The following is a 15,819-nucleotide window of genomic DNA, read 5'->3' as shown; positions in this document are numbered from 1 at the left end:
CCCCCCCCCCCCCCCCCCCCCCCCCCCCCCCCCCCCCCCCCCCCCCCCCCCCCCCCCCCCCCCCCCCCCCCCCCCCCCCCCCCCCCCCCCCCCCGGGAGGCAGGACTCACACCGTGCGGGTGACCGACACCGTTACCGTTTCGCCGTCGCCGACCTCACCGCTGAAGCCGGTCGCGGCCTCGTCGAGGGTCAGCGCGGTCGCCAGCGTCTCGGCGGCGACGAAGTCCCGATGGACGTCGACGGCCGCGGCGACCACGGGCGACGCTGCGATCCGCAGGGCGATCCGGTCGGACACGTCGAGGTCGGCTTCGCGGCGGGCCTGCTGCACGACCCGGATCAGGTCGCGGGCCAGGCCCTCGGCCGCCAGCTCGGGCGTGACCTCGGTGTCGAGCAGCACCACACCCCGGCCGGCCGGCAGCGGCGCCGAGTTCTCCGCGTCGGCGGCGATGAGCTTCAGCTCGTACTCGCCCTCCTGCAGGGTGACGCCGGCGGCGACGGGCGCGCCGTCGACGAGCTGCCAGTCGCCGGCCTTGACGGCCTTGATGACGACCTGGACCTGCTTGCCCAGGCGCGGGCCCAGGGCCCGCGGGACCACGGTCAACACCTGCTGGGAGTACGCGGCAAGATCGGCACTGAGCTGCACCTCCTTGACGTTGACCTCGTCGGCGAGCAGCTCCGCGAACGGCCGCAGCGCGTCGGCGTCGGGGCTGGCCACCGTGAGCTTGGCCAGTGGCAGACGGACCCGGAGCGCCTTGGCCTTGCGCAGTGACAACGCAGCCGAGGCCGCCTCCCGGATCGCGTCCATGGAGGCCACCAGCTCGGGGTCGGCGGGGAACGCCTCGACCGTCGGCCAGTCGGTCAGGTGCACCGACCGCTCGCCGGTCAGGCCACGCCAGATCTCCTCGGCGGTCAGCGGCGCGAGCGGCGCCACCACCCGGCACAGGGTCTCCAGCACCGTGGCGAGGGTGTCGAACGCGTCCGCGTCGCCGGCCCAGAAGCGGTCCCGGGAGCGGCGCACGTACCAGTTGGTCAGCGCGTCCAGGTACGACCGCACCGACGCGGCCGCGCCCGAGATGTCGTACTCGTCGAGCTGGCGGGTGGTGTCCGTGACGAGTTCGCTGGTCTTGGCCAGGATGTAGCGGTCCAGCAGGTGCGTCGAGTCGGTACGGAACCGGGCCTCGTGACCGGCGGCGTTGGCGTACAGGCTGAAGAAGTACCAGACGTTCCAGGCCGGCAGCAGCACCTGGCGCACCGAGTCCCGGATCGCGGTCTCGGTCACCGGCATGTCACCGCCGCGCAGCACCGGCGACGACATGAGCATCCAGCGCATCGCGTCCGAGCCGTACGAGTCGAACACCTCGTAGACGTCCGGGTAGTTGCGCAGGCTCTTGGACATCTTGCGGCCGTCGGCGCCCTGCAGGATGCCGTGGCTCAGGCAGTTGCGGAACGCCGGCCGGTCGAACAGGGCCGTGGCCAGCACGTGCATGGTGTAGAACCAGCCGCGGGTCTGGCCGATGTACTCGACGATGAAGTCGCCCGGGTAGTGGTGCTCGAACCACTCCTTGTTCTCGAACGGGTAGTGCACCTGCGCGAACGGCATCGAACCGGACTCGAACCAGCAGTCCAGCACCTCGGGCACCCGGCGCATGGTGGACCGCCCGGTCGGGTCGTCCGGGTTGGGCCGGGTCAGCTCGTCCACGTACGGCCGGTGCAGGTCGGTGACCTCGACGCCGAAGTCCGCGCTGAGCTGCGCCAGCGAGCCGTAGACGTCGACCCGCGGGTAGGTCGGGTCGTCGGACTTCCACACCGGGATGGGCGAGCCCCAGAACCGGTTCCGGCTGATCGACCAGTCCCGGGCGTTGGCCAGCCACTTGCCGAACGAGCCGTCCTTGATGTGCGCCGGCGTCCAGGTGATCTCCTGGTTGAGCTCGACCATCCGGTCCCGGAACTTGGTCACGGCCACGAACCACGACGACACGGCCTTGTAGACCAGCGGGGTGTCACAGCGCCAGCAGTGCGGGTACGAGTGCGTGTACCCCTCGTGCCGCAGCACCACGCCGCGGGACTTGAGCTCGGCGGTGATCGGCTTGTTGGCGTCGAAGACCTGTACGCCCTGGTAGTCGGGCACGAGCGCGGTGAACCGGGTGTGGTCGTCGACGGTCACGATGGTCGGGATGCCGGCGGCGTTGCAGACGTTCTGGTCGTCCTCACCGAAGGCGGGCGCCTGGTGCACCACGCCGGTGCCGTCCTCGTCACTGACGTAGTCGGCCGCCAGCACCTGGTACGCGTTCGGGCCGGCCTGCTCGACCAGGAAGTCGAACATCGGGGTGTAGCGGCGCCCGGCCAGCTCCCGGCCCAGCACCGTCCCGACCTGCTCGTATCCGTCGAGCTCCTTGGCGTAGGCGGCCACCCGGGACGCGCCGACGATCAGGCGGGAGCCGTCCTTCTCCAGGATCGCGTACTCGATGTCCGGGCCGACGGCCAGCGCGAGGTTCGACGGCAGGGTCCACGGCGTGGTGGTCCAGACGGCGATCCGCTCGCCGGTCTCCAGCTGGAAGGTGACGGTCAGCGCCGGGTCGGTCCGGTCCCGGTAGACGTCGTCCATCCGGGTCTCGGTGTTCGACAGCGGCGTCTCGCACCGGAAGCAGTACGCCAGCACCCGGAAGCCCTCGTAGATCAGCCCCTTCTCGTGCAGGGTCTTGAAGGCCCACATGACCGACTCCATGTAGCTGGGGTCGAGGGTCTTGTAGTCGTTGCCGAAGTCCACCCAGCGGGCCTGGCGCGTGACGTAACGCTCCCAGTCCTTGGTGTAGGCCAGCACGGAGGTCCGGCAGGCGTCGTTGAACTTGTCGACGCCCAGCTCGAGGATCTGCGCCTTGGTGGTGATGCCGAGCTGCTTCTCGGCCTCGACCTCGGCCGGCAGCCCGTGGGTGTCCCAGCCGAAGCGGCGCTCGACGTGCTTGCCGCGCATGGTCTGATAGCGCGGGACCAGGTCCTTGACGTAGCCGGTGAACAGGTGGCCGTAGTGCGGCAGCCCGTTGGCGAACGGCGGGCCGTCGTAGAAGACGTACTCGTTGCTGCCGTTCTCCCCGGCCGGGCGCGCGTCGACGCTGGCCTCGAAGGTCTTGTCGGCGGCCCAGTGCTCCAGCACGGCCCGCTCGACCGCGGGCAGGTCGGGGCTCGCCGGTACGCCGGCGGCGTCGGTGTGCTTGGGATAAGCCATCGGTGGTCACTCCTCGAGCAGTGCACTTGCGTGGACTGCGAGGACGAGCCGGAGCCCGCGGTACCACCTCGCTTGACGGCCACAGGGCCGCCCGCTCGTTCGCCGGCTGGGGTGCGGGCCGGTGTCCGCCCGGTTCTACTGGGACCGTGAGGTCTGTTCTTCCGGAGGCTCCCCGGTGATGGCCGGATCAACGCCTGACTGCACAACGATACCGGCCGTCATTTGTTCCGCGGCTTCGGCAGGGTGGTCGACCACAGCGATACGCCGGCCCGGTCCCGCAGGTCGACCCGCAGCGCGCCGGTCCGGCCGTCGATCCGCACCTCACCGAAGTGCTGGAAACCGTCGGCCGGCGACGTGTTGGCGACCGGCGGGGCGTTCACGAAGACCGCCTCCGGGCCGAACGTGCCGTCCAGCGCGTTGGGCCCGAACGCGCCCGCGTGCGCCGGGCCGGAGACGAACTCCCAGAACGGCGTGAAGTCCTGCACCGCGGCCCGGGCCGGGTCGTAGTGATGGGCCGCGGTGTAGTGCACATCCGCGGTGAGCAGCACGATCCCGGTCACGCCGGCCCGGTGCGCCGCCTGCAGCACCCGGGCGAACTCCAGCTCACGACCCAGCGGCGCGCCCGGGTCACCCTGGGCCACCCCCTCCTGGGCCGCCGGGCCGTCCGGCACGACCACGCCCAGCGGCAGGTCGTTGGCGATCACCTTCCAGGTGGCCCGCGACGTGCGCAGGCCGCGGATCAGCCACTCACGCTGCTCGGCCCCGAGCAGGCCACGGTACGGATCCGCGTACGTGTTGCCGTCGTTGACGTCCTTGAACGTGCGCATGTCCAGCACGAACACGTCCAGCAGCGGCCCGTACGAGATCTTGCGGTGGATCGGCCCGGAGCGCTGCGGGGTCGGCACCCACTCGTGGTACGCCCGGTGCGCCCGCGCCGCGAGCACGTCGACCCGCTTCTCGGTGTACCGGGCGTCGTCGAGGATCTCCCCCGGGTACCAGTTGTTGACCACCTCATGGTCGTCCCACTGGTTCACCTGCGGAACCTCCGCGGCGAACGCCTTGTACGCGTCGTCCAGCAGGTTGTACGCGTACTGGCCGCGGTACTCGCCCAGGGTCTCGGCGACCTTGGACTTCTCCGGCGTGACCAGGTTGCGCCAGACCCGGCCGTCCGGCAGCGTCACGGCGGGCACGAGCGGACCGTCGGCGTAGACGGTGTCACCGCTGTGCAGCAGGAAGTCGGGCCGGCGGCGGCGCATCGACTCGAACAGGGCCAGGCCACCGTACGCCGGGTCGATGCCCCAGCCCTGCCCGACCACGTCACCGGTCCAGACGAACGAGATGTCCTGCCGGCGTACCGGCGCGGTGCTGAACGAGCCGTCGAGGGGCTCACTGAGCAGGCCGGCGCGGTCGAGGCTCTCCGCCCGTACCCGGTAGTGCAGCTTCTCCCCCGCCGGCAGGCCGCGCAGGTGCACCTTGCCGGTGAAATCGGTGTCCGGGGTGAGCACCGGGCCGCGCACGCGGCGCGCTCCCCGCAGATCCGGGCGCCGGCTGATCTCGACCCACATCCGGCTGGGCCGGTCGGCCCGGGCCCAGACGACCGCGGTGTCGGCGGTGGCGTCGCCGGTCTGCACTCCGTGGGTGAGCACCGGACGCTGCGCCGACCAGCCGGCGAAGACCGGCCCGGCGGGCAGGACACCGAGTACGCCGCCGGCCACCCCGGCCCGCAGCAGGCTACGTCGATCGATGGAGGTCATACCGGCAGGCTCTCGGGGCCAGGTGAAGCCCGGGCGGGACCGAGATGGACGGCGGCCGAAGATCAGGCGGCCGGCTGCGCCCCGGCCGCGTCCAGCCAGCGGCGGTACCAGCGGCCGAAGCCGAGCGGCTTGCCGTCGTCGTCGAGCAGCGGCCGGAAGCCGCCGTCCTCAGCGGTGTCGTCCGCCCACATCTGGCCACGGGCCGGGCCGCTGACCACCAGCACCTCCCGCAGCGCACAACCGAGGTGGCACAGGTAGAGCAGGCCGACCGAGTGCTCGGGGGCGTAGACGACCGCGTCGTGGCGCTCCCAGTAGTCGTCCTCGGCCTCGTTCCAGGCCTCCTCGGAATCGAAGTCGGCCTCGTCCGGCTGGTCAGGCAGGCCGTCCGCGGGATTGAACGCCTCGGTGTGCGGGAACGGCTGCGCCAGGGTCTCCCGCACGGTCAGGTCCGCGCCGTCACCCTCCCACTGCCAGCTGCCGTCGACCCGCCGCGGCGGGAACAGCCCGTAGCCCGGCCCCGCCCCACCCCGGCCCGCCGTCACGAGAAACGACCGGTACTCACCCGGCAGCTCCACGCCCAGTTGGGCCTCGAGCTCGGCCAGCTCGACCGGGCTCAGCGGCGGTTCCAGCACCCAGTGGTGGCCGTGGCGCCCGAACACTCTGTCGCCAGCGGGGTCGGCGGCCAGCACGGCGAGCCGTTGGCGGATGTCAGCCCAGGCGTCGGTCATCTGTCACGTCCTTCGTCGCTGTCTCGTCCTGACGGTGTACACCACGACCACAGGAGGATTCATGCCCCGCTTGGCGATCGACAAAGTCGCACCGGCCGCTTACCGGGCCGTCTACGGCATGGAGCAGTACTGCCGCGACCGCGTCGACCCCACCCTGTACGAGCTGATCAAGCTGCGCGCCTCGATGGTGAACGGCTGCTCGTTCTGCACCGACATGCACAGCCGCGACGCGCTGGCCGCCGGCGAGTCGAGCCGGCGCCTGTTCGCCGTCGCGGCCTGGCACGACGCCCCGTTCTTCAGCGAGCGGGAGCGGGCCGCGCTGGCGCTGACCGACGCGGTGACCCGCCTCGGCGAGCACGGCGTCCCGGACGAGGTCTGGGCGCCGGCCGCCAAGGAGTTCACCGAGGAGGAGCTGGCCGATCTGCTGATGGCCATCGCCACGATCAACGTGTGGAACCGCCTGTCGATCGCGATCCAGAACGAACCGCCGCTGGAGGTCTGAGGCTGCTCAGAGCTCCGGGAACCACAGTGCGAGCTCACGCTTCGCACTGTCGGGGGAATCGGAGGCGTGGACCAGGTTCTCCCGGTTGGACAGCGACAGGTCGCCGCGGATCGTGCCCGCGGCGGCCTTGCGACCGTCGGTGGCGCCGACCAGGGCCCGGACGACCGCGATGACCTCGTCGCCGGAGAGCACCAGCGCGGCGAGCGGCCCGCTGGTCATGAACTCCTTGAGCGGCGGGTAGAACGCCTTGTCCACGTGCTCGGCGTAGTGCTGGTCGGCCAGCTCAGCGTCCATGGTCCGCACGACCAGCGCGTCGATCGTGAGGCCCTTGCGCTCGAACCGGCTCAGGATCTCCCCGAGCAGGCCGCGCCGCAGCGCATCGGGCTTGACGAGCACGAGCGTGCGCTCGGTGGCAGTGGACACCGGAAGTTCCTCCTGGGTAGGACGTGGCAAGCCGACACGCCGGTCGGGAGGTCAGCCTATCGGTACCGGATCGGGCGCGAGCGGCAACCGCCCGGTAGCGCACTTTCCACGGGCGGTCGCGGCTACGTAACCTGACGGGTACACCCGGGAGGTCCACTGTGGCGAACCAGAACGGCCGGCCGATCGCTCCGGCCCGCAAACTCGTGGCGGCCGTCGTCGGCACGATCGCGGTCTTCGTGATGCTGTTCGGCCTCGGCATGTCGAGCTGGGCGATCGTCGCGCTGGGGCTGGCGATGCTGATCCTGGCCATCGCACTGGGCATGGTCAACGTGGTCCGCCGCGGCGCCCGCGCCTGGGTGGCGGGATCAGCGCAGGTCAAGGCCATCTCGGAGCCGCCGGCAACGGCGATCTACGGCCGCGCGGAGCTGCAGATCGTGATCGTGGCGCCGGGCCTGCCGACATCGGAGGTGACGGTCCGCGACCCCCGCGTCCCGGTGGCCAAATGGCCGCGGGTGGGCGACACCCTGCCGGTGACGGTGGACGTGGACGACATGCGCCGCGTCCGCATCCAATGGGACGAAGCCGAGACCTACGACCTGGGCACCCAGAACGTCCCCCCGACGTACTACGAGGAAGACCTGCCGGACGACGACCTGCTGGGCGGCGAACCGGAACCGCCGCCGTGGGCGACCCGGGACCGGCAGTGGGGCCGCGGCCCGGACGAGCCGCCACCCCCGCCGCCGCCGTCCCCGCGCCTGGGCGACCTGGACGGCCCGCCACCGCCGCCCCCGCAGGCAGGCCTGGTGGACGAACCACCGCCGCCGGTGATCGTCCGCGACGCCCCCGGCGGCCCGATCGTCGAGGGCCAGCTGGTGGAGCCGGACTACGACTACACGACGCCGCTGCCGCAACGCGCCCGCACGGCGACGGCCGCGCCGCCGCGCCCGGCGGAAAAACCCCGCCCGAGACCAAGACCGCACGCGACAGCAACCATGGACCCGGAAGACGACGGTACGGGCACAGAGCCGACAGAAGCAGCACCGGACCGAGCCCCCACGGCATCCTCTCGGCCGCCCTCGGACTCAGTGCATTCAGGCTCAGCGGCTTCAGAACCAGTGGCTTCAGACCCGGTGGCTTCAGACCCGGTGGCTTCAGACCCGGTGGCTTCAGACCCGGTGGCTTCGGACTTGGTGGATGAGGACCCGGCGCAGCCGGTGCCGGCCCAGTCGGTGCCGGCCCAGCGCACCCCGGAGCAGGACCCGGAGATCGACCTACCCCTGGACGGTGACCCGGAACCACCCCCGGAACAGCAGACCCGCGCGGCGCGGGCGGCGGTGGACGCGGACATCATCGCCCCGCCGGCGGCCGACCCTGCTGCCTCTTCTCCGTCGGGTGACCGCGCGGGCCGCGTCCTGGACGCGGAGGACGACCTTCTCGGGGATCTGGAACCACCGCCGTGGGAGGTCCGCGCCCGGCAGCCGGAGTCCCAGAGCGAGACCGCACCCCCGCTGGTCGCCGAGAAACCGCCTCCAGCTGCGGAACCGCCGCTGGTCGCCGAGGAACCGTCTCAAGTTGCGGAACCGCCGCTGGTCGCCGAGGAACCGTCTCAAGCTGCGGAACCGCCGCTGGTCGCCGAGGAACCGTCTCAAGCTGCGGAGCCTCGCCCGAAGCCCCGGCCGCGTCCGGCAGACGAAGCACCGTCAGCTGCGGACGACCGCCCACGGAGCGGCGGCGAACCACGAAGCGCGGCGCAGACGACCGGCCTGGCGGCGGCCGCGGGGGCGGTGGTGGCTGCGGGGTTCGCGGCCTTGGGCAACGCGTTCCGCGGCAAGAAGCAGGAAGAAGCTCGCCCTTCCCCCGACGCTCCGCGCACGGCGTCCCGGCGTCCGGAGCCACCTGGTCCAGCCGACCCGGTCGCCGCTACCGGCTCGGTGTCGGCCACCCAGCCGCCGCCGAATGATCTGGACCCGGCTGCGCCGGTCGGCCCTCCCGCTGAGCCCGCTGCCGCTCCCCGCCCAGCCACCTCATCCAGCCCATCCGCCGCCGGCACAGCTGCCTACTCCGGCCGGTCCGCGGATGAGCCGGCTGCCGAAGCGTCGGCTGCTCCTCGAAACACCGACTCGCCTGCCGTTGACCGCACTCCGGAAGCGGAATCATCCTCCGGCACCGGCCTCGGCGCAGTCTCCGCAGCCCGTTCAGCTCCCGCACCGAGCCCCACCCCGGCCCCTGACCGCGCCGCTCAGGCCGAGTCCGGCTCCGCGTCCGAGTCCGGCGCCGCATCTGGCCCCGGCCCGGCATCTGACCACGGCGCCGCGCCTGGTCCCGGTGCTCCATCCGGCACCGGTGCCGCAGCTGATTCCGGCCCCGCATCTCGCCCAGCTGCGTCGGCAGCCGATTCCGGCGCCGCACCTGGCCCAGCTGCGTCGGCAGCCGATTCCGGCACGGCATCGGCCGCGGCGGCCACCGCAGCCGGAGCTGTCTCCGCCACTCATCCCAGGCCGGCACCCTCGGGACCTCCCGGACAGGTCTACGCCTCCCCCACCGCCTTCGGCCCGGGCGGAGGCTCCGGCACCGGCAACCCGGAGGACACCCGACCCCGACCGGAACCCACCCCGATCCGCCCCGGAACCGTCTACGCCGCCGCGGCCACAGGCGGCGAACCCACCCAGGAAAACCCCGCCCCCGCCGCCACCCAGCCGAAGCCTCCGACTCCCACCTCCGCGGGAGGCAAGCGAGGAAGGCCCTGGGCCGACCTCGAAGGCGGCTTCGAACCCGATGAACGCGCCGACGACCTGATCACCGCCTACCCGAGCGCCCGCCCCGGCCCGGCAGGCGCCATCCACGGCGTAGGTATCACGGTGCTGGTCACCAACCTGGCCCGCTCAGTGACGTTCTACCGCCAGATGCTGGGCTTCTACGAAATCGACAGCGGCTCAGGCAGCGCAGTGCTCGCCTCCGGCGACACGAGGCTGGTCCTCCGCACGGTCCCCGACCTGTCCGGCGTGGCCGGCCGCCTGATCTACCTCAACCTGGAGGTAGGCGACGTCGAGGCGGTCTACGAGGAGCTGAAGGCCAAGGGCGTGAAGTTCGTCCACGGCCCCCGCCCGGTGAACCGAGGCGACAAGCTCGAACTCTGGGCAGCCTCCTTCCACGACCCCGACCAGCACAACATCGCCATCACCCAGTGGCGCGCCATCCGCTGACCAAGCCGTCGCCGGTCCACCCGCCCACAGCCGCGGGTGGACCCACAGACCCGGCCCCGACTGCCCGCCGGCTAGCCCAGAATCTTGTGCCGTACCGACGTCGCGTAAGCCCAGGTCAACCCGAAGATCAACCCCAGCGCCGCAAGTGACCAGTGCAGCAGCCCGGACGCCAGCAGCAGCACCTGTAACCCCGTACCCGCGTGCCAGGCCCAGCGACGCCGCATGCTCCCAGCCACCAGGGCCGCGACCACCGCCAGGGCCACCACCACCCCGATGCCCCAGCCGCTGAGATCCCCGCCCATGATCCGGATCGGCTGGATCGCCAGCAGCAGGACGATCGCTTCCAGAGCGAGCGTGCCCGCCCCCAGCCCCCGTACCGCCGCCTCGGGATTGCGCAGCCCGGACCGCCGCGGCTCGTCGCCCTCGACCCCGGCCGGCGCCTCCTCGGGCAACGGCACGGGCGAGGCCGGCTCCGGCGGCGGAGTGGTCACTTCTTCAGGAGCTTCCGTGCGTCGGCGACGGTGACGATCGACCCGGTGATCAGCACCGCGACGCCGCTGTGCTCACCGTCGGTATCCGATTCGGCGAGCACAACCGCTTCCTCGATGGCGTCGGGCATGTTCCGCGTGATCGTCACCCGGTCCTCGCCGAAGATCTCTTCCGCGATCTGGGCGAGCTCGTCAACCGGCATCGCCCGCGGTGAGCTGTTCTGCGTCACGACGAGCCGGGCCGCGACCGGCTCCAGCAGCTCGAGCAGACCGGCCACGTCCTTGTCGCCGAGCACCCCGACCACAGCGACGAGGTGACGGAACGCGAACTCTTCCTCGAGCGCGGTCACGGTCGCCGCCATGCCGTGCGGATTGTGCGCACCGTCGAGCAGGATCGTGGGCGCGCTGCGTACCGGTTCGAGCCGGCCGGGCGAGTCGACCCCGCCGAAGCCTTCCCGGACCAGGTCGACGTCGAGCTGCTTGGCCGCGCCCGCGCCGAGGAACGCCTCGACCGCGGCGAGCGCGAGGACCGCGTTCTGCGCCTGGTGCGCACCGAAGAGTGGAAGGAAGATCTCGTCGTACACGCCGCCGAGCCCCTGCAGCGTCAGCACCTGACCGCCGACCGCCTGGTCCCGCCGGATGACGCCGAACTCGCTGCCCTCGCGTGCGACGGTCGCACCGACCTGCGCCGAGCGTTCGAGCAGCGGCCGCATCGCGTCCTCGGTCTGCAGCGCGCTGATGACGGTGGCGTCCTTGTGGATGATGCCCGCCTTGGCCCAGGCGATGTCCTCGATCGTGTCGCCGAGCCACTCGGTGTGGTCAAGCCCGATCGGCGTGATGACACAGACGCCGGCCTCGAGAACGTTGGTCGCGTCCTCCTCGCCGCCGAGGCCGACCTCGACCACGGCGATGTCCACGGGCGCGTCGGCGAACGTCGCGTACGCCAGCGCAGTGGTCATGTCGAAGTAGGTGAGCGGCTCAGCGGACCGCTCGTCGATCAACTGGGCCAGCGGGGCCACCTCGTCATAAACGGCGGCCAGCCGCTCCTCGGAGACCGGCTCGCCGTCGAGGCTGATCCGCTCCCGGACCGTCTCCAGGTGCGGGCTCGTGTAGCGACCGGTGTGCAGCCCGTGCGCACGCAGCAGGCCGTCGATCATCCGGGCCGTGGACGTCTTGCCGTTGGTCCCGGTGAGGTGGATCGACGGGTACGCCCGCTGCGGACTGCCGAGCACGTCCATCAGGTCACGGATCTTCTGCATGTCGAAGGCCATGCGGGTGAAGCCGCGCCCGTCGAGCGCGGCGACCACCTCTTGGTATGTGCTCATGCTGAGGGCAACGCTTTCAGGGCCGCCGCAATTCTCGCGAGGTCGGCTTCAGCCGTGGCGAGCCGATCCTTGATCTTCGCGACGACCTGTTCGGGCGCCTTGCCGACGAACGCGTCGTTGTCGAGCTTGGCCCGGCACTGCGCCGCTTCCTTCTCGGCGGCGGCGCGATCCTTGTCGAGACGGGCCCGCTCGGCAGCGACGTCGATAGTGCCCCGGGTGTCGAGGTCGACGGTGATGCCACCGGTGACCGCCAGGGTCGCCGTGGCCGAGAACTCGGGTGCTGGGGCGTCGAGGCGGGCAAGCGCGCGGATCAGCGGCTCGTGCACGTCGATCCCGACGTTGCCCAGGCCGGTGAGCGCGGCGCTGACCCGCTGACCCGGACGCAGGCCCTGGTCGGACCGGAAACGCCGAACCTCGGTGACGACCTTCTGCAATGCGGCCAGCTCCTCCTCGGCCACATCGTCAACCCGAGCCTGGTCGGCAACCGGCCAAGCGGCGACGACGACGGACTCGGCGCCGGTCAGCACCGTCCACAGCTCCTCGGTGACGAACGGAATCACCGGGTGCAACAGACGCAACAGCTGGTCAAGAACGTGCCCGAGCACTCGGCGGGAGCGCGCAGCCTCGACGCCGTCGGTGGCCAGCACCGGCTTGCTGAGCTCCACGTACCAGTCGCAGACGTCGTCCCACGCGAAGTGGTAGAGCGTGTCGCAGGCCTTGGCGAACTCGTACGTCGCGAGCTGCTCGTCAACCTCAGCGATGACGTGCTGCAGCCGCGACAGGATCCACTTGTCGACGCTCGACAGCTCCACCGACGCCGGCAGTTCGCCCTCGACCGTGGCCCCGTTCATCAGCGCGAAGCGCGTCGCGTTCCACAGCTTGTTGCAGAAGTTGCGCGACCCCTGGCACCACTCCTCGCTGATCGGCACGTCGGAGCCGGGGTTGGCACCGCGGGCCAGCGTGAAGCGGGTGGCGTCGGCGCCGTACCGGTCGATCCAGTCCAGCGGGTCGACAGCGTTGCCGAACGACTTCGACATCTTCTTGCCGTGCGCGTCGCGGACCAGCCCGTGCAGGGCCACCACGTCGAACGGCTGCACGCCGTCCATCGCGTACAGGCCGAACATCATCATCCGGGCGACCCAGAAGAAGAGGATGTCGTAGCCGGTGACCAGCACGCTGGTCGGGTAGAACTTCGCCAGCGTCTCGGTCTGCTCGGGCCAGCCCATCGTGGAGAACGGCCACAGCCCGGACGAGAACCACGTGTCGAGCACGTCCTCGTCCTGGCGCCAGCCCTCGCCGGTCGGCGGCTGCTCGTCCGGTCCGACGCAGACGACCTCGCCGGCCGGGCCGTACCAGACCGGGATGCGGTGCCCCCACCACAGCTGGCGCGAGATGCACCAGTCGTGCATGTTGTCGACCCACGCGAAGTACCGCTTCGCCAGCTCCGGCGGCTCGATGGTGACCCGGCCGTCCCGGACGGCGTCGCCGGCCGCCTTCGCCAGCGGCCCGGTGTTGACGAACCACTGCAACGACAGCCGCGGCTCCACGGTTGTCTTGCACCGCGAGCAGTGACCGACGGAGTGCTGGTAGGGCCGCTTCTCGGCAACGATGCGCCCCTGCTCACGCAGGGCAGCGACGATCGCGGGCCGCGCCTCATACCGATCAAGACCCTCAAACGGCCCCGGTACGGTGACGACGGCACGCTCATCCATGATCGTCATGCTCGGCAGGTCGTGCCGCCGGCCGATCTCGAAGTCGTTCGGGTCGTGCGCCGGCGTGACCTTGACGGCGCCCGTACCGAAAGCGGGGTCGACGTGCTCGTCGGCCACGATCGGGATGCGTCGCCCGGTGAGCGGAAGCTCGACCTCGGTGCCAATCAGGTGCTTGTAGCGCTCGTCATCAGGGTGGACAGCCACCGCGGTGTCACCGAGCATCGTCTCGGCCCGGGTCGTGGCGACAACGATCGCGTTGTCACCGTCGCCGTAGCGGATGGAGACGAGCTCACCGTCGTCATCGGTGTGCTCGACCTCAATGTCGCTGAGAGCGGTGAGACAGCGCGGGCACCAGTTGATGATGCGCTCGGCACGGTAGATGAGGCCGTCGTCGTACAGCTGTTTGAAGATGGTCTGCACGGCCTTGGAGAGGCCCTCGTCCATGGTGAACCGCTCGCGGCTCCAGTCGACGGAGTCGCCGAGCCGGCGCATCTGCCCGGTGATCGCGCCACCGGACTCGGCCTTCCACTGCCAGACCTTCTCGACGAAGGCCTCCCGGCCGAGGTCGTGGCGCGAGATCTGTTGGGCGGCGAGCTGCCGCTCGACGACGTTCTGGGTGGCGATGCCGGCGTGGTCCATGCCGGGCAGCCAGAGCACCTCGAAACCCTGCATCCGCTTGAAGCGGCTGAGGGTGTCCATGATGGTGTGCTCGAGGGCGTGGCCGACGTGCATGGAGCCGGTCACGTTGGGCGGCGGGATGACGATGGAGAAGGGCGGCTTGTCACTAGCCGGGTCCGCCGTGAAGTAGCCGGCCGATACCCACTGCTCGTACCGCCGCTGCTCTACCTCGCCCGGCTGGTACTGGGCGGAAAGGCCACCGGTGGGCCGGCTGTCGGGGGTACGGGTGTCGGTTGCTTCGCTCACCCGACAAGTCTACGGAGCCCGTCCGGGAAGCCTGCGATCGCACCGCCTCCCTGTGGACAAGGGTGGGTCTGTGGACAACGCCCGGCGCGGGATCGACGAGTTGTTAGGCTCGCACGATGTCCGAACGCCCTGGCTCCGCTCCACCACCTGAGGCATCACCGGTGGAGATCGCCGCTGACCCGTTCCCGCTCACCGAGTCCACCGGTGAGGAAAAGGAAGAGCGAGCGCCCAGGTCAAGGACCAAGACCATCATCCTGAGCTCACTGCTGGCGGTCAGCCTGGCGGGTGCATCCGTCCTTGGGTACGTGGGCTGGCGCATCGCCTCGCAGAAGGACGCGAGTCTGACTGTCCCGGCAAAGGTCGCAGGGCTGACCGTCGACAGCAGTGACGAGGGCCGCAGCACAGCGGATTACCTCCAGACGGCCTTGTCAGCAGATGTGGCCTTTGACCGGGCAGTGGGAGCGGTATACACGGACGGCTCGGCCAACGATGTCCTCTTCTTCGGCGGCACGACGCTGTTCTGGACCCCGGAGGACGATCTGGTGACGGCATTTGATCTGGTCTCCGATGAGCAGGGTTCGGTGACCGGGCTGCACGACGTGCCGGCCGGCCCACTCGGCGGCACGATGAAGTGCGGGACGACGAAGGCGGACGGGGCAGACATGCCGGTATGCGGCTGGGCCGACCACGGCAGCCTGGCCCTGGCGATGTTCCCGGGCCGTACGGTCGACGACTCAGCGAAGCTGCTCGGCGAGATCCGGGCCGCCGCCCAAACGCGCAACTAGGCGCGGCTCTCAATTGCTCGTCTGCAGCGGGCGGTGATGGCCGCCGAGCAGGCTTAGCGATGATCGGCTCTGTTCAGGTCACGCTCTTGGGGCCCATCCGGGCCGAGGCCAATCCGCGGCCTCGGTCGGCGCCGGCGTCTCGCTCCGCGGCCTCGGTTGGCGCCGGCGTCTCCCCACCGACCTTGGTCCGCGGCCTCGGTCGGCGCCGGCGTCTCGCTCCGCGGCCTCGGTCCGCGCCGGCGTCTTGCCCCGCGGCCTCCTCTGCTTACCGGCCTGAGTCCGCTCTCGGCTGCGACGCTGGCCGAGCCGTGGTCCAGCCGGGTGACCCCGGCCCGGGTGACGTCGCCTGGGTGACGTCGGCGGGTGACCCCGGCCCGGCTGACGTCGCCCGGGTGACGTCGGCCCGGATGACGTCGCCGGGTGACTTCGGCACCGGGCCTCGCCCGCACGACGGCCGGCACCGCCGCTGTATCGCCCCCACCTTGACCGGCAATCGCCCCAACCCTGACCGGCAAACAGCGTCCGAGCCCCCACCAACCACGGCCTGACCGGGCACCGGCCGAAAAGCTTCAGAAACGCCGAAGAGCCCACCCCCGGTCGGGGACAGGCTCCATACAAGGATGAAAAAGGCCCACACCATCACTGGTGTGGGCCTTTCCCAACGTTAAGTCCGGCGGCGTCCTACTCTCCCACACCCTCCCGAGTGCAGTACCATCGGCGCTGGAGGGCTTAGCTTCCGGGTTCGGAATGAG

10 protein-coding genes and 1 rRNA gene are annotated in these 15,819 nt (G+C 70.9%); 3 read left to right on the top strand and 8 right to left on the bottom strand.

The window, feature by feature from the left end; translation table 11 throughout:
• Positions 1-106: 106 nt before the first annotated feature.
• The 3 genes from ileS to ACZ6S4_RS44520 all read right to left on the bottom strand — a co-directional run bounded on the left by ileS (position 107) and on the right by ACZ6S4_RS44520 (position 5,705).
• The gene (gene ileS / locus ACZ6S4_RS44530; protein WP_465480686.1) at positions 107-3,223 is read right to left on the bottom strand and encodes an isoleucine--tRNA ligase; all 3,117 of its coding nucleotides are present in this window, start codon (positions 3,221-3,223) and stop codon (positions 107-109) included.
• A 218-nt stretch (positions 3,224-3,441) separates the two neighbouring features.
• Entirely contained in the window at positions 3,442-4,977 is a 1,536-nt protein-coding gene (locus tag ACZ6S4_RS44525) for an alkaline phosphatase D family protein (RefSeq protein ID WP_465480685.1), read from the bottom strand.
• Between the two features lie 62 nt (positions 4,978-5,039).
• Positions 5,040-5,705, bottom strand: a complete 666-nt coding sequence (locus ACZ6S4_RS44520; RefSeq protein WP_465480684.1) for an SMI1/KNR4 family protein — start codon at positions 5,703-5,705, stop codon at positions 5,040-5,042.
• Between the two features lie 61 nt (positions 5,706-5,766).
• On the opposite strand from ACZ6S4_RS44520, the gene ACZ6S4_RS44515 reads away from it, so the two are divergent.
• Positions 5,767-6,207: a carboxymuconolactone decarboxylase family protein gene (locus ACZ6S4_RS44515; RefSeq protein WP_465480683.1), complete on the top strand. Its 441-nt coding sequence runs from the start codon at positions 5,767-5,769 to the stop codon at positions 6,205-6,207.
• A gap of 6 nt (positions 6,208-6,213) precedes the next feature.
• On the opposite strand, the gene ndk is transcribed toward ACZ6S4_RS44515, so the two are convergent.
• Positions 6,214-6,630 (bottom strand): nucleoside-diphosphate kinase, encoded by a 417-nt coding sequence (ndk, locus tag ACZ6S4_RS44510; RefSeq protein ID WP_360825083.1) that lies wholly within the window; start codon positions 6,628-6,630, stop codon positions 6,214-6,216.
• 158 nt (positions 6,631-6,788) lie between these two features.
• On the opposite strand from ndk, the gene ACZ6S4_RS44505 reads away from it, so the two are divergent.
• Positions 6,789-9,833 (top strand): VOC family protein, encoded by a 3,045-nt coding sequence (locus ACZ6S4_RS44505; RefSeq protein WP_465480682.1) that lies wholly within the window; start codon positions 6,789-6,791, stop codon positions 9,831-9,833.
• A 71-nt stretch (positions 9,834-9,904) separates the two neighbouring features.
• On the opposite strand, the gene ACZ6S4_RS44500 is transcribed toward ACZ6S4_RS44505, so the two are convergent.
• The 3 genes from ACZ6S4_RS44500 to ACZ6S4_RS44490 are packed head-to-tail and all read right to left on the bottom strand — an operon-like array spanning position 9,905 to position 14,282.
• The gene (locus ACZ6S4_RS44500) at positions 9,905-10,291 is read right to left on the bottom strand and encodes a DUF4233 domain-containing protein (RefSeq protein ID WP_465480687.1); all 387 of its coding nucleotides are present in this window, start codon (positions 10,289-10,291) and stop codon (positions 9,905-9,907) included.
• A 29-nt stretch (positions 10,292-10,320) separates the two neighbouring features.
• Positions 10,321-11,646: a bifunctional folylpolyglutamate synthase/dihydrofolate synthase gene (locus ACZ6S4_RS44495; protein WP_465480681.1), complete on the bottom strand. Its 1,326-nt coding sequence runs from the start codon at positions 11,644-11,646 to the stop codon at positions 10,321-10,323.
• Positions 11,643-14,282: a valine--tRNA ligase gene (locus ACZ6S4_RS44490; protein WP_465480680.1), complete on the bottom strand. Its 2,640-nt coding sequence runs from the start codon at positions 14,280-14,282 to the stop codon at positions 11,643-11,645. The genes ACZ6S4_RS44495 and ACZ6S4_RS44490 overlap by 4 nt, the downstream gene beginning before the upstream one ends.
• Before the next feature lie 161 nt (positions 14,283-14,443).
• Here ACZ6S4_RS44490 and ACZ6S4_RS44485 point away from each other — a divergent pair, with 161 nt between their 5' ends.
• Complete coding sequence (locus ACZ6S4_RS44485; protein ID WP_465480679.1) at positions 14,444-15,067, top strand: hypothetical protein; 624 nt, start codon at positions 14,444-14,446, stop codon at positions 15,065-15,067.
• Positions 15,068-15,735: 668 nt separating this feature from the next.
• Here the strand turns inward: ACZ6S4_RS44485 and rrf are convergent.
• A 5S ribosomal RNA gene (gene rrf / locus ACZ6S4_RS44480) occupies positions 15,736-15,819 on the bottom strand; the annotation flags it as partial.

The organism is Actinoplanes sp. NPDC051405, from assembly GCF_055586185.1.
This window is presented reverse-complemented; position numbering and strand designations above follow the sequence as displayed.

Coding starts and splice junctions, on each gene's coding strand:
- ACZ6S4_RS44525 (WP_465480685.1), bottom strand. CDS start 4,977: ATGACCTCCATCGATCGACGTAGCCTGCTGCGGGCCGGGGTGGCCGGC.
- ACZ6S4_RS44515 (WP_465480683.1), top strand. CDS start 5,767: ATGCCCCGCTTGGCGATCGACAAAGTCGCACCGGCCGCTTACCGGGCC.
- ACZ6S4_RS44495 (WP_465480681.1), bottom strand. CDS start 11,646: ATGAGCACATACCAAGAGGTGGTCGCCGCGCTCGACGGGCGCGGCTTC.
- ACZ6S4_RS44520 (WP_465480684.1), bottom strand. CDS start 5,705: ATGACCGACGCCTGGGCTGACATCCGCCAACGGCTCGCCGTGCTGGCC.
- ileS (WP_465480686.1), bottom strand. CDS start 3,223: ATGGCTTATCCCAAGCACACCGACGCCGCCGGCGTACCGGCGAGCCCC.